At 72.0% G+C, this 22,927-nt stretch carries 27 protein-coding genes and 1 other RNA gene; 8 read left to right on the top strand and 20 right to left on the bottom strand.

Annotated elements, in window-relative coordinates; genetic code table 11:
- Window positions 1-41 precede the first annotated feature (41 nt).
- The 3 genes from EXE41_RS04980 (at window position 42) to EXE41_RS04990 (ending at window position 2,181) form a co-directional block, all read left to right on the top strand.
- Window positions 42-476, top strand: coding sequence for a hypothetical protein (locus EXE41_RS04980; protein WP_049930149.1), 435 nt, complete (start codon window positions 42-44; stop codon window positions 474-476).
- Window positions 477-548: 72 nt separating this feature from the next.
- Window positions 549-1,145: an NUDIX hydrolase gene (locus EXE41_RS04985; protein WP_137690426.1), complete on the top strand. Its 597-nt coding sequence runs from the start codon at window positions 549-551 to the stop codon at window positions 1,143-1,145.
- 160 nt (window positions 1,146-1,305) lie between these two features.
- On the top strand, window positions 1,306-2,181 hold the full coding sequence (locus EXE41_RS04990; RefSeq protein WP_049930147.1) for a CPBP family intramembrane glutamic endopeptidase: 876 nt from the start codon (window positions 1,306-1,308) through the stop codon (window positions 2,179-2,181).
- Window positions 2,182-2,201: 20 nt separating this feature from the next.
- On the opposite strand, the gene panB is transcribed toward EXE41_RS04990, so the two are convergent.
- A complete protein-coding gene (gene panB, locus EXE41_RS04995; RefSeq protein ID WP_049930146.1) occupies window positions 2,202-3,008 on the bottom strand; it encodes a 3-methyl-2-oxobutanoate hydroxymethyltransferase in 807 nt (268 codons plus the stop codon).
- A 135-nt stretch (window positions 3,009-3,143) separates the two neighbouring features.
- Here panB and EXE41_RS05000 point away from each other — a divergent pair, with 135 nt between their 5' ends.
- Complete coding sequence (locus EXE41_RS05000; protein ID WP_137690427.1) at window positions 3,144-3,533, top strand: DUF5822 domain-containing protein; 390 nt, start codon at window positions 3,144-3,146, stop codon at window positions 3,531-3,533.
- Between the two features lie 25 nt (window positions 3,534-3,558).
- Here EXE41_RS05000 and EXE41_RS05005 read toward each other — a convergent pair whose 3' ends face one another.
- The 15 genes from EXE41_RS05005 to EXE41_RS05070 all read right to left on the bottom strand — a co-directional run bounded on the left by EXE41_RS05005 (window position 3,559) and on the right by EXE41_RS05070 (window position 15,058).
- Complete coding sequence (locus EXE41_RS05005) at window positions 3,559-4,152, bottom strand: HAD family hydrolase (RefSeq protein ID WP_198945662.1); 594 nt, start codon at window positions 4,150-4,152, stop codon at window positions 3,559-3,561.
- Window positions 4,149-5,321 (bottom strand): acyl-CoA dehydrogenase family protein, encoded by a 1,173-nt coding sequence (locus tag EXE41_RS05010; RefSeq protein ID WP_049930144.1) that lies wholly within the window; start codon window positions 5,319-5,321, stop codon window positions 4,149-4,151. The genes EXE41_RS05005 and EXE41_RS05010 overlap by 4 nt, the downstream gene beginning before the upstream one ends.
- Before the next feature lie 98 nt (window positions 5,322-5,419).
- Window positions 5,420-6,475 (bottom strand): AIR synthase family protein, encoded by a 1,056-nt coding sequence (locus tag EXE41_RS05015; RefSeq protein ID WP_137690428.1) that lies wholly within the window; start codon window positions 6,473-6,475, stop codon window positions 5,420-5,422.
- Window positions 6,472-7,704 (bottom strand): DHHA1 domain-containing protein, encoded by a 1,233-nt coding sequence (locus tag EXE41_RS05020; protein ID WP_137690429.1) that lies wholly within the window; start codon window positions 7,702-7,704, stop codon window positions 6,472-6,474. Before EXE41_RS05020 ends, EXE41_RS05015 begins: the two co-directional genes overlap by 4 nt.
- A gap of 449 nt (window positions 7,705-8,153) precedes the next feature.
- A complete protein-coding gene (locus tag EXE41_RS05025) occupies window positions 8,154-8,354 on the bottom strand; it encodes a dodecin (RefSeq protein WP_049930142.1) in 201 nt (66 codons plus the stop codon).
- A gap of 71 nt (window positions 8,355-8,425) precedes the next feature.
- Window positions 8,426-8,764 carry a hypothetical protein gene (locus tag EXE41_RS05030; protein ID WP_049930140.1) on the bottom strand — a complete coding sequence of 113 codons (339 nt, stop codon included), beginning with the start codon at window positions 8,762-8,764 and terminating at the stop codon, window positions 8,426-8,428.
- Between the two features lie 117 nt (window positions 8,765-8,881).
- Window positions 8,882-9,127 (bottom strand): DUF5816 domain-containing protein, encoded by a 246-nt coding sequence (locus EXE41_RS05035; protein WP_137690430.1) that lies wholly within the window; start codon window positions 9,125-9,127, stop codon window positions 8,882-8,884.
- A gap of 104 nt (window positions 9,128-9,231) precedes the next feature.
- A complete protein-coding gene (locus tag EXE41_RS05040) occupies window positions 9,232-9,606 on the bottom strand; it encodes an iron-sulfur cluster assembly accessory protein (RefSeq protein ID WP_049930136.1) in 375 nt (124 codons plus the stop codon).
- Window positions 9,607-9,657: 51 nt separating this feature from the next.
- Window positions 9,658-10,818 carry a mechanosensitive ion channel family protein gene (locus EXE41_RS05045; protein ID WP_137690431.1) on the bottom strand — a complete coding sequence of 387 codons (1,161 nt, stop codon included), beginning with the start codon at window positions 10,816-10,818 and terminating at the stop codon, window positions 9,658-9,660.
- Window positions 10,819-10,878: 60 nt separating this feature from the next.
- Window positions 10,879-12,156 carry a histidinol dehydrogenase gene (gene hisD / locus EXE41_RS05050; protein ID WP_137690432.1) on the bottom strand — a complete coding sequence of 426 codons (1,278 nt, stop codon included), beginning with the start codon at window positions 12,154-12,156 and terminating at the stop codon, window positions 10,879-10,881.
- A 91-nt stretch (window positions 12,157-12,247) separates the two neighbouring features.
- The gene (locus EXE41_RS05055; protein WP_137690433.1) at window positions 12,248-12,457 is read right to left on the bottom strand and encodes a hypothetical protein; all 210 of its coding nucleotides are present in this window, start codon (window positions 12,455-12,457) and stop codon (window positions 12,248-12,250) included.
- A gap of 6 nt (window positions 12,458-12,463) precedes the next feature.
- Entirely contained in the window at window positions 12,464-13,429 is a 966-nt protein-coding gene (locus tag EXE41_RS05060; RefSeq protein WP_086220654.1) for a phytoene/squalene synthase family protein, read from the bottom strand.
- A gap of 159 nt (window positions 13,430-13,588) precedes the next feature.
- The gene (locus EXE41_RS19865; protein ID WP_254921840.1) at window positions 13,589-13,720 is read right to left on the bottom strand and encodes an HVO_2523 family zinc finger protein; all 132 of its coding nucleotides are present in this window, start codon (window positions 13,718-13,720) and stop codon (window positions 13,589-13,591) included.
- Window positions 13,721-13,815: 95 nt separating this feature from the next.
- Window positions 13,816-14,376: a hypothetical protein gene (locus tag EXE41_RS05065; protein WP_137690434.1), complete on the bottom strand. Its 561-nt coding sequence runs from the start codon at window positions 14,374-14,376 to the stop codon at window positions 13,816-13,818.
- A 103-nt stretch (window positions 14,377-14,479) separates the two neighbouring features.
- Window positions 14,480-15,058 (bottom strand): cysteine hydrolase family protein, encoded by a 579-nt coding sequence (locus tag EXE41_RS05070; protein ID WP_137690435.1) that lies wholly within the window; start codon window positions 15,056-15,058, stop codon window positions 14,480-14,482.
- A gap of 147 nt (window positions 15,059-15,205) precedes the next feature.
- Between EXE41_RS05070 and EXE41_RS05075 the strand changes: the two genes are divergently transcribed.
- Window positions 15,206-17,002 (top strand): Hvo_1808 family surface protein, encoded by a 1,797-nt coding sequence (locus EXE41_RS05075; RefSeq protein ID WP_137690436.1) that lies wholly within the window; start codon window positions 15,206-15,208, stop codon window positions 17,000-17,002.
- 74 nt (window positions 17,003-17,076) lie between these two features.
- Window positions 17,077-18,237 carry a nicotinate phosphoribosyltransferase gene (locus EXE41_RS05080; RefSeq protein WP_086216772.1) on the top strand — a complete coding sequence of 387 codons (1,161 nt, stop codon included), beginning with the start codon at window positions 17,077-17,079 and terminating at the stop codon, window positions 18,235-18,237.
- Window positions 18,238-18,285: 48 nt separating this feature from the next.
- Here EXE41_RS05080 and EXE41_RS19870 read toward each other — a convergent pair whose 3' ends face one another.
- From EXE41_RS19870 to EXE41_RS05090, 3 genes are all read right to left on the bottom strand, one after another.
- A complete protein-coding gene (locus EXE41_RS19870; protein ID WP_255375963.1) occupies window positions 18,286-18,417 on the bottom strand; it encodes a hypothetical protein in 132 nt (43 codons plus the stop codon).
- 2 nt (window positions 18,418-18,419) lie between these two features.
- Window positions 18,420-19,256 carry a hypothetical protein gene (locus EXE41_RS05085; RefSeq protein ID WP_137690437.1) on the bottom strand — a complete coding sequence of 279 codons (837 nt, stop codon included), beginning with the start codon at window positions 19,254-19,256 and terminating at the stop codon, window positions 18,420-18,422.
- 265 nt (window positions 19,257-19,521) lie between these two features.
- A complete protein-coding gene (locus EXE41_RS05090; RefSeq protein WP_086216770.1) occupies window positions 19,522-20,124 on the bottom strand; it encodes a TIGR00296 family protein in 603 nt (200 codons plus the stop codon).
- Between the two features lie 151 nt (window positions 20,125-20,275).
- Between EXE41_RS05090 and rnpB the strand changes: the two genes are divergently transcribed.
- An RNA gene (gene rnpB / locus EXE41_RS05095) (RNase P RNA component) lies at window positions 20,276-20,628 on the top strand.
- Window positions 20,629-20,959: 331 nt separating this feature from the next.
- On the opposite strand, the gene htpX is transcribed toward rnpB, so the two are convergent.
- Window positions 20,960-21,832 (bottom strand): zinc metalloprotease HtpX, encoded by an 873-nt coding sequence (htpX, locus tag EXE41_RS05100; protein WP_049930122.1) that lies wholly within the window; start codon window positions 21,830-21,832, stop codon window positions 20,960-20,962.
- Between the two features lie 132 nt (window positions 21,833-21,964).
- Here htpX and EXE41_RS05105 point away from each other — a divergent pair, with 132 nt between their 5' ends.
- Entirely contained in the window at window positions 21,965-22,903 is a 939-nt protein-coding gene (locus EXE41_RS05105) for an NAD(P)-dependent oxidoreductase (RefSeq protein ID WP_137690438.1), read from the top strand.
- Window positions 22,904-22,927: the final 24 nt, after the last annotated feature.

Genomic DNA, 22,927 nt, shown 5'->3' on the forward strand with positions numbered 1-22,927 from the left:
CGACGCGTGGATTCATGGGGCGGCCGAAACGATCCGGGGACATGTCCCTCGCTCGTCGCGTCCTCCTCGGCTCGAACTCGAACGGCTCGCCGCGCCGGTACCGACTCCTCGTGCCGCCGCTGCTCTTTGTCGTCTCCTTCGCCGCCTACGGGCTGGGGCTCTTCGCTCACGCCGGCGGGGTGGTGTTCCTCGCGTTCGACGCCGCGGCCCTCGGCGTCCTCGTGACCGCGGGCCTCGCCTATCGAGGGGCCGGGGTCGCGCTCGCGTGGCTCTCCGTCTACGGAGCGCTGCTCGGGAGCAACGCCGACCACTACCTGCTGGGCCTGCCCGGGCGGCCCCTCGCGGAGCGCGTCGCCGCGCTCCTCGGACTCGACGGGCTCGTCTTCGTCGGGGTCGAGGCCCTCGCGCTGGGGACGCTCGCGTGGGTCGCCGGGACCGTCGGCCGTCTCGCGGTCGACCGCGTCCGGGCCGCGTGACCGGCGTGGGCGTGCGACCGGATCGAACGCGCGACGGCCGGCTATTTACGCCCCGAGCGACGACCGCGATCCATGGACGATTCCGCCGACCTCGCGTGGGAGACGCTCGACAGCGACATCGACTACGCCTGCCCCGGCTTCGACGTGCGCCGGGACGAGGTGCGCTTCCCGGACGGCGAGACGGACGGGTTCCACTACGTCGACGAGCCGCCGGCGGTCGTCGTGCTGCCGCTGACGCCCGACGGCGACGTCGTCGTCATCGACGAGTGGCGACAGGCCGTCGGCCGGGTGAACCGCGGGATTCCCGCCGGGACGATGGAGCCGGAAGACGGGGCGGCGGGGGACGGCGGCCCCGCGTGCCGAGAGCCGACGACCGCCGCGGTCGAGCGCGCCGCGGCCCGCGAACTCGCCGAGGAGACGGGGTACGAGGCGGACGCGTTCGAGCGGCTGACGGCCGTCGAGCCCACGAACGGGATGGCGAACGCGGTCCACCACCACGTGCTGGCGACCGGCTGCGAGCCGACCGCCGAGCGGGAGCTGGACCACAACGAGTCGATCGCGGTCGAGACGGTGCCGTACGACGACCTGCTCGCCGCGGTCGTCGACGACGAGCTGCGCGACGGGCGGGCCGTCACCGCGGTGCTGTGGTACGAGCTGCTCCACCAGTAGGCGGTCGGGACCCGCCTTCGGCGCCGTCGCCGTTTCGGCACGGCGTCGTGGCGCCGCCGTCTCCGCGCGATATCGCACCGTCGCCGTCTCGGAACGATACCGCGCCGTCGTCGATTCCGACACGGACAACCATTTTGCCGGGCGGCCCCAACACGGGGCAATGACAGATCCCTCCAGCGGCGACCGGGCCACGGACGGCGGCGTCTCGGACGAGTTCGACGACGTCGGGCCGGACGCCGTCGGCGACGCGGACGGGTCGGGCGGGGGCGCCGGCTCTCCGGGCGTCGCGGTCGCGACGGCCCTCCTCCTCGGCGTCCTCGGCCCGGTCATCGCGCTCGCGAGCGGGGTCGCCGTCTTCGCGATCGACTCGCTGACCGGGGGGCTCTCGCTCGTCGCGAGCGTGGTCCTCACGCTGGTGTTCGGCCAGTACGTCGCGTTCGGCGGGCTCGCGGTCGGCTACCTCGCGTGGCGCGGCTTCGACCGCGAGGGGATCGTCTCGTACCTCGGCGTCCGGGTGCCGAGCCTCAAGGAGATCGGGATCGTCCTCGGCAGCTGGGTCGTGATCTTGATCCTGATCCTCGTGGTCTCGACGATCGTCCAGCTGCTCGGGACGGAGACCGCGGCGAACCAGAGCGCGGAGCTGGCGATGGGGAATCCGGCGATCATCCCGCTGTTCGTCGCTGCGTCGTTCCTCGTCATCGGGCCCTGCGAGGAGATCCTCTACCGGGGAGTCGTCCAGGGGCGCCTCCGCGAGTCGCTGCCGGCCGCCCCGTCGATCGCGCTGGCGGCCGCCATCTTCGCGACCATCCACGTGATGGCGCTGACCGGCGGGCTCTCCGCGCGCCTGACGACGATCTCGATCCTGTTCGTGCCGAGCCTCGTGTTCGGCGCGGTGTACGAGTACACCGAGAACCTCGTCGTCCCCGCGCTGCTCCACGGCCTCCACAACGCCGTGATCTTCACTGTCCTCTACGTCACCGTGACGCAGGTGGACCCGAACGAACTGCCGACGGTGCTGGGGTTCTTCCCGGTCTGACCCCGGACGATCGAGCGGCCTCAGTACAGGTCCTCTAGCGCCTCCTCGACGTGCGAGTGCTCCTCGGCCGGGAACTCGCCGCTCGTCACGGCATCCCGGTACGCCTCGACGGCGTCGACCATCTCGCCGCGCACGTCGCCGAACTGCTTCGCGAACGGCGGCGACCACTCTCCGAGCCCGACCGCGTCGTTGATCACGAGCACCTGTCCGTCGCAGTCGGGGCCCGCGCCGATGCCGATCGTCGGGATATCCAGCGCCTCGGTCACCGCGCCCGCGAGGTTCGCCGGCACGTGCTCCAGCACGAGCGCGAACGCCCCGGCGTCGGCGTGGGCGCCCGCGAGGTCGATGATCTCCTCGGCGGCGTCCTGCTCGGTCCCCTGTCGGGTGTAGCCGCCGAGCCGGTTCACGTGCTGCGGGGTCAGGCCGAGGTGCGCCATCACCGGGATCCCGACTTCGGTCATGCGACGGGTCGTGTCGACGGTGTGGGGGCCGCTCTCGATCTTCACGGCGTCCGCGTTCGCCTGTTTTAGGAGTCGACCCGCGTTGCGGACGGACTCGGCCTCGTCGACGCCGAACGAGAGGAACGGCATGTCGGCGACGACCAGCGCGTCCCCGGTCGCGCGCGCGACCGCCGCGGTCCGGCTCGCCACCTCGTCGAGCGTGACGGGGAGCGTGGAGTCGTAGCCAAGGGCGGCGTTGCCCATGCTGTCGCCGACGAGGACGACATCGATCCCCGCCTCGTCGACGATCGCCGCCGTCGGGGCGTCGTATGCGGTCAACATCGTGATCGGATCGTCGCCCTCCCGCAGTCCCCGCGTCGTGGTCATACCTCGGAGTCACCCGCGCGACGCCGTAAAATCGTCGGGAACCGGAAAGGCGGGGCGGCGCGGCCGGGCGGCGGCGCGACCCCGGTACCGCCGCCGACCGCCACCGATTTGCCGCTCGGCCGCCGAGTCGGTCGCGTGCAACCAGTCGAGCGGGCCGAGTACGAGGGGGTGGACTACGCGTGGGTGATGCAGACGACGTTCGTCGTCACCATCCTCGTCGGCGCGCCCGCCGCGGCGCTGCTGTCGACGCTCGTGACGCTGGAGACGTGGGGCGCGCGCGCCGCGTTCGCGGTCCGGATCGGCGCGCCCATCTGGTTCGTCACCGCGGTCGCCGTCGCGCTGTACGCGCGGCGCGCCGAGGCCGGCGACGGCGGCTCTGGCGGCGACGCCGACGCGAGCGTGGAACGGGACGCCGACGCTGACGCGAGCGCGGAACGAGACGCCGACGCTGACGCCGGAGACGCCGAGCCGGAGTCTACCGAGCCGACCGACGAACAGACTGACGAGGGGGAGAAGATCGACTGACCCGCGGGCGGCGCGGTGCGAGTCGCTACTCGGCGAGCAGCTCCGAGACCCACGCGAAGTCGACGCCGCCGCGCTCGGCGGTGACCGCGTCGCTCTGCGAGTCGCCGACGAACAGGGTGTCCTCCGGGGCCTCCCCGAGGCGGTTGATCGCCGCGAGCAGCGACGCCGGGTCGGGCTTGTGGCTTCCGACGGTGTCGCGGCCGACGATCGCGCCCGAGACGAGCGCGTCGCCGAGGCCGTGCGTCTCGACCGCGATGCGGCACGCGTCCTCGCAGTTGAGCGAACAGACGCCAGCCGGGGGGTGTGGGTCCGCGGACTCGTCGTCCGCGGTCGCGGCCGCGAGTCGGTCCCCGAGCGGGAGCCGGGTCGACTCGCGGGCGCCGGGGCGCTCGTGGAGCGCGATCGCCTCCTCGACCTCGGCCCGGATCCCGTACTCGTCCGCCGCGCCGAGGAGGTCCCACAGCTCCTCAGTCGGGGGGATGAGGGCGCGCTCGGCGTACACGTCGAGGACCGCGTCGGCGACCGCGTCCCAGTCGACCGCGAGCTCGACGAGCGTCCCGTCGAGGTCGTAGACGACCGCGTCGTAGGCGGCGAACTGAGATCCGTCACCGTCGGTCACTCGCCGAACACCCCGCGGGCGATGATCGTCTTCTGGACCTCGGTCGTCCCCTCGTATATCTCCGTGATCTTCGCGTCGCGGTAGAGGCGCTCGACGTCGAACTCGGTCGTGTAGCCGTAGCCGCCGTGAATCTGGATCGCTTCGTTCGTCACCGACATCGCGGCCTCGCTGGCGCGGTACTTCGCCTTCGATGCGGCGACGCGATAGTCCTCGCCCGCCTCCGCCTGCCGGCACGCCTCGCGGACGAGCAGCCGCGCCGCCGACACGTCGGTCGACATCTCCGCGAGCTTGTGCCGGATCGTCTGGATGTCGCTTATCGGTCGGTCGAACTGCTCGCGCTCCTCGGCGTAGGATTTCGCCTCGTCGAGCGCCGCCTGCGCGACGCCGACCGCCTGCGCCGCGATGCCGATCCGGCCCTCGGTGAGCGTCCGGAACGCGGCGGAGAGCCCCTTCCCCGGCTCAGTGAGCCGGTTCGCGGCAGGGACGCGGCAGTCGTCGAAGGTGATCCCGGTCGTGTCCGAGGCCCGGAGGCCCAGCTTCTCCTCCTTCTTGCCGACCTCGAACCCCTCGGTGTCGGCGGGGACGAGAAACTGCGTGATCGCGTCGTCGTCGGGGTCGTGCGCCTCGTCGTCGACCTTCGCGAAGACGACGGCCACGCCGCCGCGCTTCCCGTTCGTGATCCACTGCTTCTCGCCGTTGAGCGCGTACTCGTCGGTCTCGGGGTCGTACGTCGCGGTCGTCGACATCTCCGCGGGATTCGAACCCGCGTGCGGCTCGGAGAGACAGAACATGCCCACCGGGCGGCCCGTCTCCGCCATCTCGGGGAGCCACGTCTCGCGCTGGGTCTCGCTGCCGAACTCGGCGATACAGGAGGTGGCGAGGCAGTGGACCGACAGGGCCGTCGCGACCGCGAGGGACCCGTGCGCCAGCGCCTCGTTGGCGACCGCGTACGTCGTCTTCCCCGCGCCGAACCCGCCGTACGCTTCCGGGACCGTCAGCCCCGTCAGGCCGAGTTCCGCGAGCCCGTCCCACACGTCCTCCGGGAACGTCTCCGTCTCGTCGGCTTCGGCCGCCGTCGGTCGGACCTCCTCGGCCGCGAACTCCTCGACGAGGTCGCGGACCGCCTGCTGTTCGTCGGTGAGCGCCGAGCCGACGCGTGCTCCGGTCATGTCACCGACTTCGGTCCCTCACCGAAAAAGGTGAGCGATCGACGGGACCGCCCGACCCGGCGTCCCGGACGGCTTCGGTACCGGCGCCGGTGACGCGCCTACTCCTCCGCCTCGCGCGCCTCCCACAGCGGGTACAGCTCGTCGCGGGGCGGCTCGGCGAGCGGCTCGCCGTCGATTCGGACGGTTCCCGCGGGGCGAGGCGGGTCCGCGGCGTCGCCCGAGTCCGCGGCGTCGCCCGAGCCCGCGGCGTCGCCCGCAGCCCCCTCGACCGAGCCGATCTCCGCGCCGCCGATCCCGGCCGCGTCGAGGGCGTCGAGCGCGTCATCGACTCGATCCGGCGGGACCGCGGCCAGCAGCGCGCCGGAGCCGAACGTCGCGAGCGGGTCGACGCCGAGCGCGTCGCAGCAGGCGCGCGTCTCGGGGCGGACGGGGACCGCGTCGCGCTCGACGGTGAAGACCGAGTCGCTCGCCGCGGCCATCTCGACGAGGGCGGTCGCGACGCCCCCCTCTGTCGGGTCGTGGAGCGCGGTCGCGGCGTCCCGGACCGCGGCCGCGTCGGGGACGACGCTCACCTCGTCGAGGAAGCCGGCGGCGGCGTCGAGCGTCGCGGCCGGGACCCCGGCCGCGCGGCACTCCTCGCGGAAGTCGGTCGCGAGGATCGCCGTCGCCTCGATCGCCGCTCCCTTGGTGAGGAGGAGGCGGTCGCCCGGCTCAGCCCCGCCGCTCGACACGAAGCGGTCCGTCGTCCCCATCGCCGTCATCGAGCAGAGCGGGCGGTCGAGCGCGTCGAGCACCTCGGTGTGGCCCCCGACGACCGCGCACCCGAGTTCGCGCGCCGTCGCGTCGACCTGGTCGACGACCGTCCGGAGCCGGTCGGGATCGCCGTCGGGTAAAAAGAGCGTGTGCGTGAGCCACCGCGGGTCGGCCCCGCTCGCGGCGACGTCGTTACAGGCGACGTGGACCGCGAGCGTCCCGACCGACTCGGCCGCGAGCGACAGCGGGTCGGCCGCGACGACGAGCGTCTCGGCGGCGTCGCCGAGGTCGATCGCGGCCGCGTCCTCCCCGTAGGCCGGCCCCCGCGCCACCGCGGCGTCTGGCGCGCCGGTCGCCGCGAGCGCCGCGGCGAGCGCGTCGGGGCCCAGCTTGCCCGTCATCGCTTCCGGAACCACGCCGCGACGGCCGCGGGGTCGGCGTCGAGGCCGCCGCCCTGCGCGAACGTCGGGCCGCCGCCCCCGCCGCCGCCGAACTCGGCGGTTATCGCGCCGACGATGTCGCCCGCGTCGACGGCCGTGTCCTCCGCGGCCGCGACCACAACGAACGGGGCGTCACCCGCACCGATCGCGGCGAGGGCGTCGGGGCCGTCGTCCGCGTCGGCGTCGCCGCCGACGAGCGCGGTCGCCGGCTCCCGGAGCTCGTTCGGGTCGGCGTCGTCGACGGTCCCGACCGCCCATTGCGCGCCGTCGACCTCGGTCGTCGGGAGGTCGCGCAGGCGGGCGGCGAGCAGGTCCCCGCGCGCCTCGCGGAGGTCCGCCTCCAGCCGGTCGGCCTCCTCGCGGAGGCGGTCGACCGCGTCGGGGAGGTCGCCGACGCGCGCGTCCAGCGTCGTCGCGGCGTCGAGCGCGGCGGCGTGGACCGCGCCGAGCTCGTCGATGGCGGTCGGGCCGACGGCGAACTCGACGCGGGTGACGCCCTCGCCGGGGTTCGACCGGTCCAGCACCGCGATCGGCCCGATCTCCGCGGTGTTCTCGACGTGGGTCCCGCCGCAGGCGGCGACGTCCCAGGGGTCGTCCGCGTCGCCGACGGTGACGACCCGGACCGCGCCGCCGCTCATCGCACCCTCCTCCGTTTTCGTGTTGAACGCGATCCCGTCGACATCTCGGGCCGCCTCGGCCGAGTGGGTCGCCCACGAGACGGGCAGCGAGTCCCAGACGGCGCGGTTCGCGAGCCGCTCTAACTCGATCAGGTCGCCGTCGTCTAACGGCTCGGCGGTCGTCAGGTCGACGCGGACCTTCGTCTCGGAGATGTCGAAGCCGGCGTAGCCGAGGTCCTCGGCGATCCGGCGCGCGGCCCCGTACAGCACGTGGGAGGCGGTGTGTGCGCGGGCGCAGTAGGTCCGGAACGCGTCGTCGACCAAGCCCGTGACCTCGTCGCCGGGCGCGAGGTCGGGGTCGGCGTCGGAGTCGAGGGCGTGGACCACGTCTCCGCCCCGTTCGGTCACGTCGTCGACGAGGTGGCCGTCGAGCGTCCCCCGATCGGCGGGCTGGCCGCCGGACTCGGCGTAGAAGTACGTCTCGTCGAGGACGACCTCGCGGCCGTCGACGCGGTCGACCGTCGCTTCGAACTCCCGGACCGCCGGCTCGGCCGGCGCGCGTGAAGCGGTCATTGCCGGGTCGTGGGCGCGGGCGGGTAAATAGGTGACCGCCGCGGTATCGGTTGTAAACGACCGTCGCGGTGGCGCGTGCCTGCGAGCCGCCGGCAGGCCGCGAAGCCAGCGCGCGCGAGGTCGCCGGCGCTACGCGCCGGCTACCAGAGGGACCTTCGGTCCCTCGCTGGAGTCAGTTGCCGGAGCGAAGCGACGGCGGCTGACGAGGCTGGGGAGGTGTGCGGTGCGGTTGTGGTGTGGGCGGGCGGGACTCGAAGGGGCAGCCGCGACGGCGCGCGACGCAAGCACCGAGGGAGGGGACGGAGTGACCGACAGAGGCGCGCAGCGATCGCAGCGAGCCCTCGCGGCTGGGGCTTCGGTGGTGTTCGACGGCGATCCGTCGAGACCAATCTATAATCGGGCGGCGCCGCCGCTCGGAGCTACGAGCGAATCAAAAAACCGCCTACCGCTTATCCCTCCAGTTCGAACGCGACCTCGACTTCCGCCTGATACTCGCGGTCGGCCGCGCTGTCCAACTCGACGCCGAACTCCTCGACCTCGACCCAGTAGACGTTGTCCAGCGTGTCCTCGGCGCGGTCGATGGCGTCGTCGGCCGCGGCGTCGAAGCTCTCCTCGCTCGTCCCGATCAGCGTGATCTTCTTGAAGACCATGTCACGTGCTGGTAGGACGCATGGGGAGATAAAAATAGGCGTCGCGGGACGGGGCCGTGGCTGGAGGACCCCTACGGACTTCCGGGCGCGCCTTCCATCACCGCGAAGTCCTCGCCGTCGTGGTCGATGCCGATGACCGCCCAGTCGTAGGGGGGTTTCGAGGCGACGAGCCGCTCTTGGAGGTCGGCCGCGCGGTCGCGCCACGTGACGAAACACCGGAGTCGCGGTGTGTCGCCCCCGTCTGCGAGATACGGGTCGAGGTCGTCGTCGTCCAGACACAGCACCGTCACGAGGACGCGCCGCCACTTGCGCTCCGCGACGAACTCGCGTCCGCCCTCGGAGACGGTGTAACCCAGTTCGCGGAAGACGTCTCTGGCCTCGGTCGTCGGGGGGATGCTCGCAGTGGCCATCTGCCTCGAAGTTCGGCACCATCCGTGATAAACTTTCTCACGATTTCGGACAGAGAGAACCGGCGGGGCGGCCGGGAACGCCGCGGAGAGCCGCGAGCGCGTCCCGGCGTCGGAGGCTCACTCGTGAGCCGCGTCCCACTCGTCGGGCTTCCGGAGGTTTCCGCACTCGGTACACTGGATCCGGCCCATCGTGTCCATCGCGGTGTCGAACGCCCCGCAGTTGCCGCAGCGGAACCCCCAGCGGGACTCCCCCGCCTCGTCCGCGAACACGAGGTAGAAGGGGCCGTCCGCGCCGCGCTCCGTGCGCGACCGGTCGGTGTACACGCGTTCCCCGTCCGGTGTCGTCGTCGCTTCCAGCGTCATACCTCTCGCTACCCGGCGGAGCGACTTAAGCGGCGGACTCGGCGGTCGGGAGAAAACGGAAGCGAAGCGGAGGCCGTAACCGCCCCGGTGACGGCGGGGAACCGCTACGTGCGGAACGACTCGCCGCAGCCGCACTCGGAGACGACGTTCGGGTTCTCGACCTCGAAGCCGGCCGCCTGAAGCCCGTGTTCGTAGTCGAGCGTGCTCCCGCCGATGTAGTTCTTGCTCGCGGGGTCGACGAACACCCGGAGGTCGTGGTGTTCCACGACGAGGTCGTCTTCCTCCGGCTCGGTGTCGAAGCGCATCCCGTAGGACAGCCCCGCGCAGCCGCCCTGCTGGACGAACAGTCGCAGTCCGGCGATGTCGGTGTCGAGCCCCTCGCCCTCCAAGAGCGAGAGCGCCTCCTCGGCGGCGTCCGGCGTCACCTCGATCGCCGGGTCGTTCCCCTCGGTCCCGGTGTCGGCCGGTTCGGTACTCATGCGAACGCGTTCGGCGTCGACACTCAAAACCCTGCCGGCGGGAGCGACCGGTCAGGTCGCTGCGTCGGCGCTCGAATCCGCGTCCGCGCTCGGATCCGCGTCAGTGTTCGGCTCCTGCTCGGGATCGGGCGCGCCGTCGCGAGCGGCCGCCGCGGGTCCGACGGCCCCGCTGACCGTCACGTCACGTTTCGGGTACGGGATCTCGATGCCCGCGTCGCCGAGCGCCACGTACAGCACCCGGTTGAGTTCGTGTTGCGCGCGGCGGCGACGGGTGGGCCCGTTCACCCAACAGAGGATCTCGTACTGGAGCGACGAGTCGCCGAACGACCGGAACCGCGCCCGCGGCTTCGGGGAGTCGAGGACCAGCGGCTCGGCTCCCACGACATCCATCGCGAGCGCCTCGAAGGCGTCCACGTCCGTTCCGTAGGCGACGCCGATCGGGACCCGGACGCGGCGGCGGCGCCGGGGCGCAGACTCGTTCGTCACCTTCGAGGCGTTGAGCGCCGCGTTCGGCACCGTCACCAACACCTCGTCGCGGGTGAGCAGCGTCGTCGAGCGCACGCCGACCTTGATCACGGTGCCCGCCGTGCCGTCGTCCAAGACGATGTAGTCGCCGATCTTGTAGGTGTCGTCGAAGTACAGCGCGATCCCCCCGAAGAAGTTCGCGACGGTGTCCTTCGCGGCGAAGCCGACCGCGATGCCGGCGACGCCCGCCGCGCCGAGCAGGGGCGTGATCTCAATGCCCCATAGCCACAGCAGGGTCCCGGCGCTCCCGACCAGCACCGCGAGCGTCCAGACGTTCGAGAAGACGGGCGCGAAGTCGAACCGGCCGCCCTCGGCGTTGACCGCGGCGACGAGCCGGTTCACGACGCCGTTGGCCGCGTACGCCCAGACGAGGACGATCACCGACAGCGAGGGCCGCCCGAACACCGCGTCGAGCAGCCGCGGCTCGACGAGCACCGACGTCCGGACCGACGGCACCTGCGTGAGCACGTACACTCCCGCGAGCGCGGCGGTGACGACGAGCGGGGCGCGCAGCGACGAGAGGACGATGTCGTCGTCGCCGGTGTCCGTGTGCGAGACGTAGCGGCGGGCGACCCGGAGGACGACGAACTCCATGGCCAAGGCGCCGGCGACCGAGACGACGAGGACCGCCACCGTCGCCTCCAGCGCGGAGAACCCCTCAAACAGCGTCAGCGGCGACGGAAACATACCGTCCCGAGGCGGCTCCGCGAGATAACCGTTGCTACCCGCCGAATTGCGGGCGCGCCGCTACTCGAACCGCTTCCGGACGCTCTCCGCGTGCGCCTCCAACCCCTCCGCCTCGGCGAGCGAGGTGATCGTCTCCGAGAGGTCGTCGAGCGCGTCGCGGTCGAGGCGCTGGACCGTCGACGACCGGAGGAACGTGTCCACGGAGAGCCCGCCGTAGCGCTTCGCGCCGCCGTTCGTCGGCAGTACGTGGTTCGTCCCGGCCGCGTAGTCGCCCGCGGCGACCGGCGAGTGCGGGCCGAGGAAGACGGAGCCGGCGTTGGTGATCCGGTCGAGAAGCGCCTCGTCGTCGTCGGCCACGATCGAGAGGTGTTCGGCGGCGTACTCCTCGGCGAACAGCACGGCCTCGGGCATCGACCGCGCGTGGAGCACGCCGGAGGCCTCGTTGTCGAGCGCGGCCCGGATCGTCTCCTCGCGCTCACGCTCGGCCGCCTGCGCCTCGACCGCGTCGGCGACCGCCGCGGCGAGATCGGCGTCGTCCGTGACCGCGATCACGGAGGCGTTCGGGTCGTGTTCGGCCTGCGCGACGAGGTCGGCCGCCACGAGGGCGGGGTCCGCCGTCTCGTCCGCGAGGACAAGCACCTCGCTCGGGCCGGCGAGGAAGTCGATTTCGGCGTCGCCTTGGACGATCGACTTCGCGGCCGTGACCCACTTGTTCCCGGGGCCCACGATCTTCTGGACCCGCGTCACCGTCTCCGTGCCGTAGGCGAGCGCGGCGACGGCCTGCGCGCCGCCGACCTGGTACACCGCGTCGGCCCCCGCCTCGTGGATCGCCGCGAGGGTGACCGGGTTCAGATCCGCCGCCGGCGGCGTGGCGACCGCGACGTGGTCGACGCCGGCGACGACTGCGGGGATGATCCCCATCAGCGCGCTGGAGGGGTACGCGGCCGCGCCGCCGGGCACGTACACGCCGACCCGGTCGATCGGACGGAACCGCCGCCCCAGCTCCCGGCCGCCGAAGTCGTCGCGCCAGTCCTCCGGGCGCTGCCGCTCGTGGAACTCGCGGACGTTCGCCGCGGCCTCGCGGACGGCGTCGAGGACCGGGTCGTCCGCGTCGGCCAGCTCGTCGTGCGCCCGCGCCGCGTCGTCCGTCACGTCGATGTTGCCGACGGCGATCCCGTCGAACTCCTCGGCGAACTCGCGGACCGCGACGTCGCCCTCCTCGCGGACCCGCTCGACGATCTCCCGCACGTCTTCGCGGACCCCCTCGACGCCGGCGTCGCGCTCGAAGAAGGCGCGGCGCTCGGCCGGCGAGAGGTCCGCGACGGTTCGTACGTCCATACGCTTCGTGGGGGTCGACGCGGCAAGGGCGTTCCGACTCGGGCGGCGCTGGCGGTGCCACGGCCGACCGGACGAGGCGGGCCGTCGCCGCTCACGTCAGCGGGCGGATACCCGCCAGATCGAGGAGGGCGAGGACGACGAGACCGGCGAGCAGCCCGGCCGCCGCGAAGAGGACGGGCGCCGACGCGGCGACGGCGACCCCGTAGGGCGCCACCAGTCGGGTCGTGCCGCGGATGAGGAAGGAGACGAACACGAGACCGAACGCGGCGAACGCGAGGGCGACGAACCGGGAGCGGTCCACGGGCGCTCAGTCCGTCTGGGGAACACCCGTGCCGTGGGGTCCGTGGCCGTGGGACTCGCGGCTGGGGTCGAAATCGGTACACATGTCGTAGAACACCGCCTCGGGGTCGCGGTTCCACTGCCACTTCCAGCGGGTGCGGACCAGCAGCGACAGCTTCCGGGTGAGCGACAGCTCCGGGGTCGTCGAGACGGTGTCGTACCCGAGGTTCCGGATGAGGCGGTGGTGGTCGACGTACAGCACCGCCGCGAGCAGCACCGCGAGCTGGCAGTCCTCGGGGAGGTACTTGATCCCCGCGACGCCCTCCTCGTAGAGGCGCTCCGTGCGGGCCATCTCCTCGCGGATCGCAGCCGCGACATCCTCGTCGAACTCCAAGTCGAGGATCTGCTGCTCGCTCACGCCGTGGCGCCGCAGGGTCTCGAGGGGGAGGTAGATCCGGTCGCGCTCGACGACGTCCTCGCGGACGTCCCGGAGGAAGTTCGTCATCTGGAACGCCTCGCCGAGCTTCGTGGCGTGCGGGAGCGCCTCGGCCTCCTCCTCCGGATCGAGGTCCATGATCGACGTCATCATCCGCCCGACGGCGGCGGCGGAGCCGTCCATGTACGCCTCTAGGTCCGCGTAGGTTTCGTAGCGGTCGGTGTCGATGTCGCTCTCCATCGCGTCCACGAACGAGTGAACGTCCGCGTCGGCGATGCCGTTCCGCTCGCGCACCTCGGAGAACGCCTCCAACACGGGGTCGTCGGTCGGCTCCTCGCCGAGCGCGGCCGCCCGGAGCCGGTCGAGTTCGGCCCGCTGCTCGGCGGGCGGCGCCGTGTCTTCGGCGTCGACGACCTCGTCGGCGATCCGGAAGAATCCGTACAGCACGTACGTCGGGTGACGAATCCGCTGCGGCAGTAGCCGGGTGGCGACGTGGAAGGTCTTCCCGGTGCGGCGCTGGATCCGCTTGCTCCGGGCAACCTGCTTTTGCTCTACCATGCTGACCTCGGTGGGTCGGCAAGGAGGGTCACGTACGGGTCGCCCATCATAAAAGAAAGGTCGGCCTCCAAGAACATAACAGTTCGCACGACACAGTTCGGGTGCCGATCGACCCCGGCCGTGCCGGCGATCGACGCGGCGCGCGGCGCGACCGACGGCTCAGTAGAACGTGTCGCTACAGTCGTAGACGACGCCGTGCGCCGGACAGACGTACTTACAGTGCCGGTGGTACATCGGGGTCTCGCAGACCGGACACGGGCGACCGCCGTCGTCCGCGGGGGCATCGCTCACGGCGGACACACGCGGTCGAGAGGCAAAACCCTATCCACCGTTCACCGCGTCGAGATACCTGACCAGTCAGTCGTCGAGGGCGCCCCGGAAGCGAGTTACTCGTCCGCCAGTCGGTCGTACACCGAGCGAGCGACCGTCTCCTCGTCGAACGGGAGGGTTAACACGCCCCCCCACTCGGAGCCGGTGAGCGCCCCCACCGTCTCCCCGTCGAGTTCGACGCGCCGCACCTCGGTCCCGTCGAGCGTCATCGACACCACGAACGCCGCCGGGTCGTCGGTCGCCCCCGCCTCGTCGAGGCGGCTCCGGAACGACTCGATCCCCGCCTCGGAGAGCACGACCTGGACGAGGTACTCGCCGTCTTGGGAGAAGACGCCCTTGACGCGGTCGAGGTCGCTCGCGTCGAACAGCAGCGCGCCGGTCCCGTCGTCGCCGGTCACCCGCGCGACGAACGGCGCGTCGGGATCGACGCCGGCCGACGAGGGACCGGACCCGCCCCCTCCGTCGGCGGACGCGCCGCCCGTCGGTCCCGGACCGTCGCCGCCGATGCCGCCGGCCGCCTCGCCGTCCGTCACCGCCGTCGCGCCCGCGAAGCCGACGGCGCCGACCGCACAGACCGCGCCGAGGCCGCCGAGCACGCCCCGCCGAGAGATGTCCATACCCTGCGGTTTCGGCGAGCGGTAAAAAGGATTACACGCCGATTTCCGCGCGCGATAATTACGGAAATCCGGAACGTTCGACATCCGGAACGCTCGCCGCCGGTTACTCGGCGGCGAAGGCGACCTCGTCGCGGGTCGCCGTCTCGCCGAACAGCCACTCGGCGTGGTCGACCGCGTACTCGCGGTGGTCCTCGGTGATGTAGCCGAGCGCGTCCTCGACGACGACCGGGCGGTAGTCCCGGAGGCCCGCGCTCCCGGCCGTGTGGAGGACGCAGACGTTCGCGAGCGTGCCGCAGATCAGCAGGTCGTCGATGCCGTGCGCGTCGAGGTACCCCTCCAAGTCCGTCCGGTAGAAGGCGTCGTAGGTGTGCTTCTCGACGACGTGGTCGTCGCCGCGCACGTCGAGGTCGGCGACGAGTTCGGCGTCCCACGACCCCTCGACGACGTGTTCGCCCCACCGGTCGAACTCGTCGTAGTAGTGGGTCTCGTCGAACTGCTCGGGCGGGTGGACGTCGCGGGTGTAGACCACGCTCGCGCCGGCCTCCCGGGCGCGGTCGACGAGCGCCGTCACCGGCTCGACCGCCGCCTCGCTCGGCTCGGCGTAGAGGCTCCCGTCCGGGTGACAGAACCCGTTTTGCATGTCGACGACGACCACCGCGGTTGCTGTCGGATCGAACGCCATACCGGCGGTTAGCGCGCAGGGGGCAAAAACCGTCGTCCGTTCCGCGGGGTCCGCGCGGCGATCCGCCGACACGGCAAGGAAAAATCCGCCGGCCGCGGCGCCGAAGGAACCGACAAACTACTTACCGGGGCGGCCGATAAATCTCGTATGCGACGGGTTCTCAGCCCCTCGACCGCGGCCGCGATCGTTGCCGCGGTCGCCGTCCTGTGTGTCGCCTTCACCGCCGGCGTCGCCGCCGCCCCCGACGCCGGCGCGGTCCCCGCCGAGTCGGCCGGGAACGGCCCCGTGACGTCCGACGCCGTGCCCTCCGCGTCGGCCGAGGAGTGCGGTCCTGGTGACGGCACCGAACTGGTGGGCTGTTGGAACGGGACCCACTACGAGGAGTCGGTCGACTTCACGGAGACCGACGGACTCAACGAGACGCAGTTGGCGGCGCTGACGGACCTGACGATGGCGCGCGTCGAACACGTCCGTCAGCGCCCCTTCCGGGAGGACGTGCCGGTCGAGACGGTCACCCGGAGCGAGTACCTCAACGGCACGGCGAGCGGGAACGGCTCCGAGGCGTTCCGGCGCTGGAACGACCAGGTGTGGGAGGCGCTGTTCGTCGTCGGCGACGGCGCGAACGCCAACAGCGAGATCGACTCGGTGTTCGGCGGCGCGGTCTCTGGCTTCTACTCGCCGACGGCGGACCAGATCGTCATCGTCGTCCCCGACGGGGAGTCGCCGGATATCGACCCCTCCACGCTCGCGCACGAGCTCCTCCACGCGATGCAAGACCAGTACCACGACCTCACCGACCCGCGCTACGTCGGCGCGACGCAGGACGGCGACCTCGCGGTCGACGGGATCGTCGAGGGGGAGGCGGTCCACGTCGAGGAGCGGTACGCCGCCCGCTGCGCCGACAACTGGACCTGCGCCGAGCCGCCCGAGAGCGGCGGGGGCGGCGGCGACGTGCCCGACTTCAACTTCGGCATTCTCCAGACCGTCCTCCAGCCGTACGGCGACGGCGCGCTGTACGTCCGCGAGCTGCGCGACGAGGGGGGCTGGGCCGCCGTCAACGAGACGATGAACGACCCGCCGGCGTCGACGGCTGAGGTCATCCACCGGGACCCCGACTACGAGGAGCGCAGCGTGAGCTTCGAGGACGCCGCGACCGGCGGGTGGGAGACGTACGCGGACCAGGGGGTCGACGGCGCGGAGACAGCGGGCGAGGCGTCGATGTTCGTGATGTTCTGGTACCAGAGCGCCGGGGTGCGGTTCGACGGCGGATACGAGTATTCGGTGCTCGAGCCGGACCGGTCCCCCGCGGAGAACTACAACGTCCACTTCCGCACCGACGCGGAGCTCCAAACCCGGGGACTGTACAACTACGCGCACCCCGTGACCGAGGGGTGGGCCGGCGACGAGCTGTACCCCTACCGGAACGGCGAGCGCGACGGCTACGTCTGGGCGACCGAGTGGCAGACCGAGGGCGACGCCGCGGCGTTCCGCGACGCCTACGTGCGGATGCTGACCGCGCACGGCGACGGCGACTACGCCGAGGGGACCGTGTACGAGATCGGCGAGGAGAGCGACTTCCCCGGCGCGTACGGCGTCGAGCGCGACGGGACGAGCGTGACGATCACCCACGCGCCCTCGCCGGCGGGCGTCCTCGAACTCCGGCCGGACGCCGACCTCGCGCTCCCGGATGCGGACGGCGGGGCCGACGGCGACGGCGGTGACGGCGGGAGCGACAGCGGCGACGACGGCGACGTGAGCGACGGAACCGACGGCGCCGACGGGGCGAACGGGAGCGACGACGGGAACGGGAGCGACGACGGGAACGGGAGCGACGACGGGAACGAGAGCGGCGACACCGCCGGCAGCACTCCCGGATTCGGGGTCGCGGCGACGCTCGTCGCCGTTATGGCGGCGCTCGGGCTGTTCGCACGGCGATCCACGTGAACTGATCCGCCCGGGATCGTCGCGCGCTCGCCGCGACACGGTGGCTTTTCGTCTCCGCGCCCGAACCGTCGAGCATGAGCGAGTTCGACATCGTCGACGCGGCCGCGATCCGGGAGGGCCGCGCGACCGACGCGTACTTCGAGCGGACCGAGGCGGCGCTGGAGGCGGCGGGGCGGAACCCGCGCGTCGTCGCCGAGGTGACCGCGGACCAGTTCCCGGACGGGGAGTTCGAGCTGTTCGCCGGCCTCGGCGACGCCGTCGAGCTGCTGGCCGGACGCGGCGTCGACGTCGACGCAATCCCGGAGGGGCGGCTGTTCGACGGCGGGCCGGTGATGCGGATCGAGGGGCCGTACGCGGCGTTCGCGCGGCTGGAGACGTCGCTGCTCGGCTTCCTCTCGCACGCGTCCGGGATGGCGACGGCGGCGCTCGACTGTCGGGTCGCCGCGCCGGACTCCTCGGTGCTCTCGTTCGGCGCGCGCCACGTCCACCCAGCGATGGCCGCGGCGGTCGAGCGGTCCGCGCTCGTCGGCGGCTTCGACGGGTTCTCGCACGTCGCGGCCGGCGAGCTGCTCGGCCGCGAGGCGTCCGGGACGATGCCCCACGCGCTCGCCATCTGCTTCGGCCGCGGCGAGCAGGAGGCCGCGTGGCGCGCCTACGACGATGGCGTGCCGGGGGACGCGCCCCGGATCGCGCTGTGTGACACCTACTCCGACGAGGTCGACGAGGTCCTCCGCGCGGTCGAGACGCTCGGCGACGACCTCGACGGCGTCCGGCTCGACACGACCGGGTCCCGGCGCGGCGACTTCCGACACATCGTCCGCGAGGTCCAGTGGGAACTCGAGGCCCGGGGCCACGGGGACGTGGACGTGTACGTCTCCGGCGGGCTCGGCCCCGCGGACCTCCGAGACCTGCGCGACCTCGCCGACGGGTTCGGCGTCGGCGGGTACGTCTCCAACGCGGACCCGGTCGACTTCGCGCTCGACCTCGTCGCCGTCGACGGCGAGCCGGCGGCCAAGCGCGGGAAACTCTCGGGCGCGAAGTCCGTCTACCGCACCGAAGACGGCGCCCACGCGGTCGGGCTCGCAGGGCGCTCTGGCCCGGACGGCGCCGAGTCGCTCATGGAGCCCGTGATCCGCGACGGCGAGGTCGTCGCCGACGAGGCCCTGGACCTGTCGGCGTCGACGGAGCGGGCGCTCGCGGACGCGGAGGCGGTGGGGTACGGGGACGACGAGTAGTTTGTCGCACGGCGGGGCGCGGTCGGAGAGACCGGCTCGGGCCGCGCGTCACCCGGAGTCGTCCGGCGCGTCGTCGTCCGGTCCGGTGGCGCCCGAGTCGGCGCCGTCCGGGTCGCCGAACAGGCCGAGACAGGCCCACGCCCAGCCGCGGGCTCGGACGCGGCGCGGTGAGTCGGACACGGTTACGCCCTCCGGACGAGGTGGTCGCGGACCGCCCGCCGGCACTCGCGGAGCGTCTCGACGAGGCGCGCGACGGTCGAGAGGACGGGGTACGACACCGTGAAGTCGTCGTACAGGTACGCGACGGTCGATCGCTGTCGGACGCCGACCGCGGCGCCGCGGCTGGCGGTCCGATCGAGGTCGGCCTGCCGCTCCGCCAGCAGCGCCTCGCAGGCCTCGATCCGCTCGCCGAGCGCCTCGTGGCGGCGACGCAGGGCGTCGAACCCGAGCGCGGAGAGGGGCGTCTCGTCCGCGGTCGACAGCCAGTCGGTGGTCTCACGGACCGTCTCGCCGGCGGACCGGAGCGACGCCGCCTCGCGTTCGAGGGTCCGGTCGAACACGGCGAGCTCCGCGAGCCGGTCGTCGACGGCGGACGCTATCGCCGACGCGACCGGGCGGGTGAAATCGTGGTCCGTCTTCGGCGAGAGCGCGACCGCGACGGCGTCGCCCAGTTCCTCGCAGACGGTCGCGAGCAGCGGTTCGCTGTCGGAACCGTCGGGCACGCTGTGGGGCCGCACCGTCTCGGCGAACGCCTCGCGGACCCGGCGACAGCCGTCGGTCGCCGCCGCGTTCGTCGCGCCGGCGATGGCGCGGACGCCGCCGGCGCTCGGTCCCGGCCCGCCGCCGGTGCCGTTCCCGAAACCGGCGCCCCCGCCGCCGGCGCCGGTCGGCGCCGAGGCGGTCGGGATCGAGGCGAGAGCCGATCGGAACCGCTCGTACGCTCGTCGCTCGTCCGCCGTGGCGTCGCGTTCGGCCGCCACCCGGTCCCGGGCGCGGTCGACGTGCGTCTCGACGGTCACCGCGGATCACCGCCCTCGGGCGGTCGACCGTCTGCGTTGACCGTGTGAGTCATAGAGATTAGGCTAGCCTAAAACATCAAAAAGCCACCGGTTCGGGGACCGTCGGAGCGCGGGCGCCGATCTGCGCTCGGCGGTCGAGACGCGAGGGAACGACAGACCACGAGTGAGAGGGCGCCGCGGCTCAACGGGACGCGTCGAGCGGGAAGGAACGGTTTGCGAGACGGCGGGGCCGGGACGAGCGATGTCCCGGCGCGAGCGGGTCGGCCTACAGCTCCTCGACCGCGCCGCCGTCGGCGCGCTCTCGGAACACCTGGCCCTCGATAAGCGTCACCATCGTGTCTTCCTCCTGCCAGGCGGTGGGCGAGAGCTTCGCCTTCCGGCAGGTTCGCGAGAGGAACTCCGCGGCCGACCAGCCGTTCTCGACGGGGACCGTCGGATAGAGCCAGCCGTGCGCGTTACCGCTGTCGACGGAGACGCCGTGGGTGCCGATCTCGAGGTCCTCAGCGGGATCGTTGGTGAGGACGGTGTTCGAGACGACGAACACCGAGACGGTGATGTTGTCGAGTTCCTTCGGCTCCACCTCGGAGCCGCAGGAGTCGCCCGAGGCGGCCTTGATGGCGGCCTCGACGATGGCGTGCCCGAGCTGGTCGGAAGTGTCCCACGCGCCGGCGCAGCCGCGGAGACGGCCCCGCCCCCGAGTCGACTGGAGCCGAACGAAAGCGCCGGTGCGGGCGTAGAACGCCTCGCGCATGCTTCCGGGCTGTTCGCGTTGCCCGTGTCGAACGAACGACTCCACCGCCTCCCGCGCGAGTTCGACCGCTCGTGCACCGTCGTCGTACGACAGCTGAACGGTCTGGGCCTCGGACATGAGAGTCCATTACGTTGCTGGCGACTTGAACGCTTCCCTTGTGGCACCGCGCTCGCGGCGTTCGCGGGGTCTTCGCCGGACCCCGCAGATTCCGCCCGGCGGACGCGCCCGACCGATCCGCTTATTCGCCGGCGGGCGAAACAGGAGAACGGACAGAGGGAGCCCGACTCCCGTGCCTCCGGCATGAGGAAAGTCCCCCCACCGGCCGGACAGGCGACCGGGCACACGCCCGGAGTCGGAGACGGCTGGCTCTGGAACAGCAACGACACCCCCCGCCCCGACCGATGATCCGCGCGAACCGACCCGCAAGGGAAGGGAGTTAACCCGGAGAGGGTACGTGGGTTTCCCACGTTGTACGTGGCTCCGCCGCGTCCGAGACGGGCGGGAACGGATGGAACGGCGAATCCTCGCCGGTGCAAGTCCGCGCCACAAGGTAGTCCGGCCGCGGCGCGGACGCTCAGCCGAATGTCGGGACGAACCGAAGGGGGCTTACTCCCCTCAGTCCGCTCACACCGACCAGCGGTGCGATCCGTCCGCGATCATCGAGAAGTGAACGAGTCGGTGGCGCGTGCCTGCGAGCGGCCGGAGCGAAGCGGCGGCCGCGAGGAGCACGCGCGAGGGAGTCGCTGGCCCCGGAGCGAAGCGGAGGGCGCCAGCGACGAGGCTGGGGAGGCGTGAGGATGCGGTCACGGTCGGGCGGGGCTTCGGGGGTGTTCGTCGTCGACCCACTCTCAGCGGTTTCTAAGTGAGCTGCCGGGACTTCGGGAGCGTTCGCCGTTGATCCGCTCTCAACGACTTATAGACGACCGACCAAAAATCGCGATCCGAACCCGTCTCAGGCCGTTTCCATTTCCTTTTCGAGCTCGCGGAGCTTCTCGATGCGGTTCTCCGTCGAGGGGTGCGTGGAGGCGATCTTGCCGACGAAACCGGCCTTGATCGGGATGATGAAGAACGCGTTCATCTCCGCCTCCTCGCGGAGGTCCTCCTCGGGCACCCGGTCCATCCGCCCGTCGATCGTCATCAGCGCCGAGGCGAGCGCTCCGGGCTTCCCGGTGATGAGCGCCGCACCGCGGTCGGCGGAGTACTCGCGGTACCGCGAGAGCGCGCGGATGAGCAGGAACGAGATCACCCACACCAGAAGCGACGCGACGATGGCCACGATGACGGGCGCTCCCTGCCGGTTGTCGCCGCCGAGCAGCCACCCCCACCGCACGATGAAGAAGGCGATAGTGGAGAGGAACGACGCGATGGTCATCACCATCACGTCGCGGTTCTTGACGTGGGCGAGCTCGTGGGCGAGCACGCCGTCGAGCTCGTCCTCGTCGAGGCTCTCCAACAGTCCGGTCGTCACCGCGACGGTGGCGTTCTTCTTGTTCCGGCCGGTCGCGAACGCGTTCGGGACGCGGGTGTTCGCGACCGCGACGGTCGGCTTCGGCAGGTCGGCCTGCTGGCTCAGGCGCTCGATCCGGCGGTGGAGGTCCGGGTACTCGTCCGGGTCGACCTCGCGGGCGCCCATGCTCCGGAGCGCGAGCTTGTCGCTGAAGAAGTACTGCGCGAGCGAGAACGCGCCGAACATCGCGAGCGTGAAGATGATCCCGACGTTGAACACCTCGATCAGGACGCCGATGAACACGACGTAGAGGGCGAAGAGGAGGAACATCGTGAACCCCATTCGTCCACGGAGCCCCCAGTCTGTCTTCCAGTCCATACCCCAAGATTACCGCTCGGCGCGTTAAAGCCTGCCGGAGCCGGGGACGATGCGGCCCTGAGGCGCCCGCCCGCGGCGGTGCGGTTTTCGGCGCAACGCTGCGTTTTTGCCCCGCGACCGCGACGGCGACGCATGGACACCGTTCTCGTCACCGGCGGCCGCGGCGCCTCCGGGCGCTGGGTCGTCGACCGGCTCGCGGGCGATTACGAGGTCGTCGTCGTCGACTACGACCACCCGGGCCTCGGCGTCAACCCCGCCTCGAACGTCTCGTTCCGCGCGGCCGACCTCGCCGAGCGCGAGCAGGCGCTCGACGTCGTCGCCGCCGTCGACCCGGACGCCGTCGTCCACTGGGCGGCGATCCCCGTGGCCGGAACCCACCCCGAGGGGCGGGTGTTCGAGACGAACGCGCTCGCCGCGAAGCACGTCCTCGACGCCGCCGGGCGAGCGGGCGCGCCGGTCGTTCAGGCCTCCAGCGACGGCGCGTACGGCTTCTTCTTCGCCGAGCCGACTCCGTTCCCGGATGAGCTGCCGGTCACCGAGGGGCACCCGCTCCGCCCGGAGGACCCGTACGGGCTCTCGAAGGTGACCGCGGAGGCCGCGGCGGGCGCGGTCGCGCGCCGCCACGGCGTGTCGGCGGTCTCCGTCCGCCCCTCGTGGATCCAGTACCCCGGCGACTACGCCTGCCGCGCGGACGAGTACGTGACCGACCTCGAGGCGGGCGCGGGCAACTTCTGGTCGTACGTCGACATCCGCGACGTCGCCGACCTCGTCGCGGCCGCGCTCGCGGACCTCCTCGGCGACGACTCGGCCGTCGCGCTCGGCACCCACGAGGCGATCAACTGCGTCGCGGCCGACAACGCGCTCGGTCGCCCCCTGCTCGAACTCCTGCGCGAGTCGTACGGCGAGGTTTCCGACGACTGCGCGGTCGACGGGAGCGCGCTCTCGGAGGGCGACGACCGCGGCGCGTACGCGGTCGCGAAGGCGGAGCAGCTGTTCGGGTGGACGCCGTCGCGGTCGTGGCGCGACGCGGCCGACGAGGCGGTCACCGAGCCGGCACTGTTCGAGGGGTGACTCAGCCGGGCGACAGCGACCGAT

This window comes from Halorubrum sp. SD690R (assembly GCF_005435035.1).
Taxonomy (GTDB): domain Archaea; phylum Halobacteriota; class Halobacteria; order Halobacteriales; family Haloferacaceae; genus Halorubrum; species Halorubrum ezzemoulense.

Excerpts from the sequence above, each read along its gene's own strand:
- EXE41_RS05030 (WP_049930140.1), bottom strand. The coding sequence starts at position 8,764 with ATGGCCACTGCGAGCATCCCCCCGACGACCGAGGCCAGAGACGTCTTC.
- EXE41_RS05020 (WP_137690429.1), bottom strand. The coding sequence starts at position 7,704 with ATGACCGCTTCACGCGCGCCGGCCGAGCCGGCGGTCCGGGAGTTCGAA.
- EXE41_RS04990 (WP_049930147.1), top strand. The coding sequence starts at position 1,306 with ATGACAGATCCCTCCAGCGGCGACCGGGCCACGGACGGCGGCGTCTCG.
- EXE41_RS05105 (WP_137690438.1), top strand. The coding sequence starts at position 21,965 with ATGGACACCGTTCTCGTCACCGGCGGCCGCGGCGCCTCCGGGCGCTGG.
- EXE41_RS05015 (WP_137690428.1), bottom strand. The coding sequence starts at position 6,475 with ATGACGGGCAAGCTGGGCCCCGACGCGCTCGCCGCGGCGCTCGCGGCG.
- EXE41_RS05090 (WP_086216770.1), bottom strand. The coding sequence starts at position 20,124 with ATGTCCGAGGCCCAGACCGTTCAGCTGTCGTACGACGACGGTGCACGA.
- EXE41_RS05025 (WP_049930142.1), bottom strand. The coding sequence starts at position 8,354 with ATGGTCTTCAAGAAGATCACGCTGATCGGGACGAGCGAGGAGAGCTTC.
- panB (WP_049930146.1), bottom strand. The coding sequence starts at position 3,008 with ATGACCACGACGCGGGGACTGCGGGAGGGCGACGATCCGATCACGATG.
- EXE41_RS05060 (WP_086220654.1), bottom strand. The coding sequence starts at position 13,429 with ATGGTAGAGCAAAAGCAGGTTGCCCGGAGCAAGCGGATCCAGCGCCGC.
- EXE41_RS05070 (WP_137690435.1), bottom strand. The coding sequence starts at position 15,058 with ATGGCGTTCGATCCGACAGCAACCGCGGTGGTCGTCGTCGACATGCAA.
- EXE41_RS05040 (WP_049930136.1), bottom strand. The coding sequence starts at position 9,606 with ATGAGTACCGAACCGGCCGACACCGGGACCGAGGGGAACGACCCGGCG.
- EXE41_RS05075 (WP_137690436.1), top strand. The coding sequence starts at position 15,206 with ATGCGACGGGTTCTCAGCCCCTCGACCGCGGCCGCGATCGTTGCCGCG.
- EXE41_RS05080 (WP_086216772.1), top strand. The coding sequence starts at position 17,077 with ATGAGCGAGTTCGACATCGTCGACGCGGCCGCGATCCGGGAGGGCCGC.
- EXE41_RS05065 (WP_137690434.1), bottom strand. The coding sequence starts at position 14,376 with ATGGACATCTCTCGGCGGGGCGTGCTCGGCGGCCTCGGCGCGGTCTGT.
- EXE41_RS05045 (WP_137690431.1), bottom strand. The coding sequence starts at position 10,818 with ATGTTTCCGTCGCCGCTGACGCTGTTTGAGGGGTTCTCCGCGCTGGAG.
- EXE41_RS04985 (WP_137690426.1), top strand. The coding sequence starts at position 549 with ATGGACGATTCCGCCGACCTCGCGTGGGAGACGCTCGACAGCGACATC.
- hisD (WP_137690432.1), bottom strand. The coding sequence starts at position 12,156 with ATGGACGTACGAACCGTCGCGGACCTCTCGCCGGCCGAGCGCCGCGCC.
- EXE41_RS05035 (WP_137690430.1), bottom strand. The coding sequence starts at position 9,127 with ATGACGCTGGAAGCGACGACGACACCGGACGGGGAACGCGTGTACACC.
- EXE41_RS05010 (WP_049930144.1), bottom strand. The coding sequence starts at position 5,321 with ATGACCGGAGCACGCGTCGGCTCGGCGCTCACCGACGAACAGCAGGCG.
- EXE41_RS04980 (WP_049930149.1), top strand. The coding sequence starts at position 42 with ATGTCCCTCGCTCGTCGCGTCCTCCTCGGCTCGAACTCGAACGGCTCG.
- htpX (WP_049930122.1), bottom strand. The coding sequence starts at position 21,832 with ATGGACTGGAAGACAGACTGGGGGCTCCGTGGACGAATGGGGTTCACG.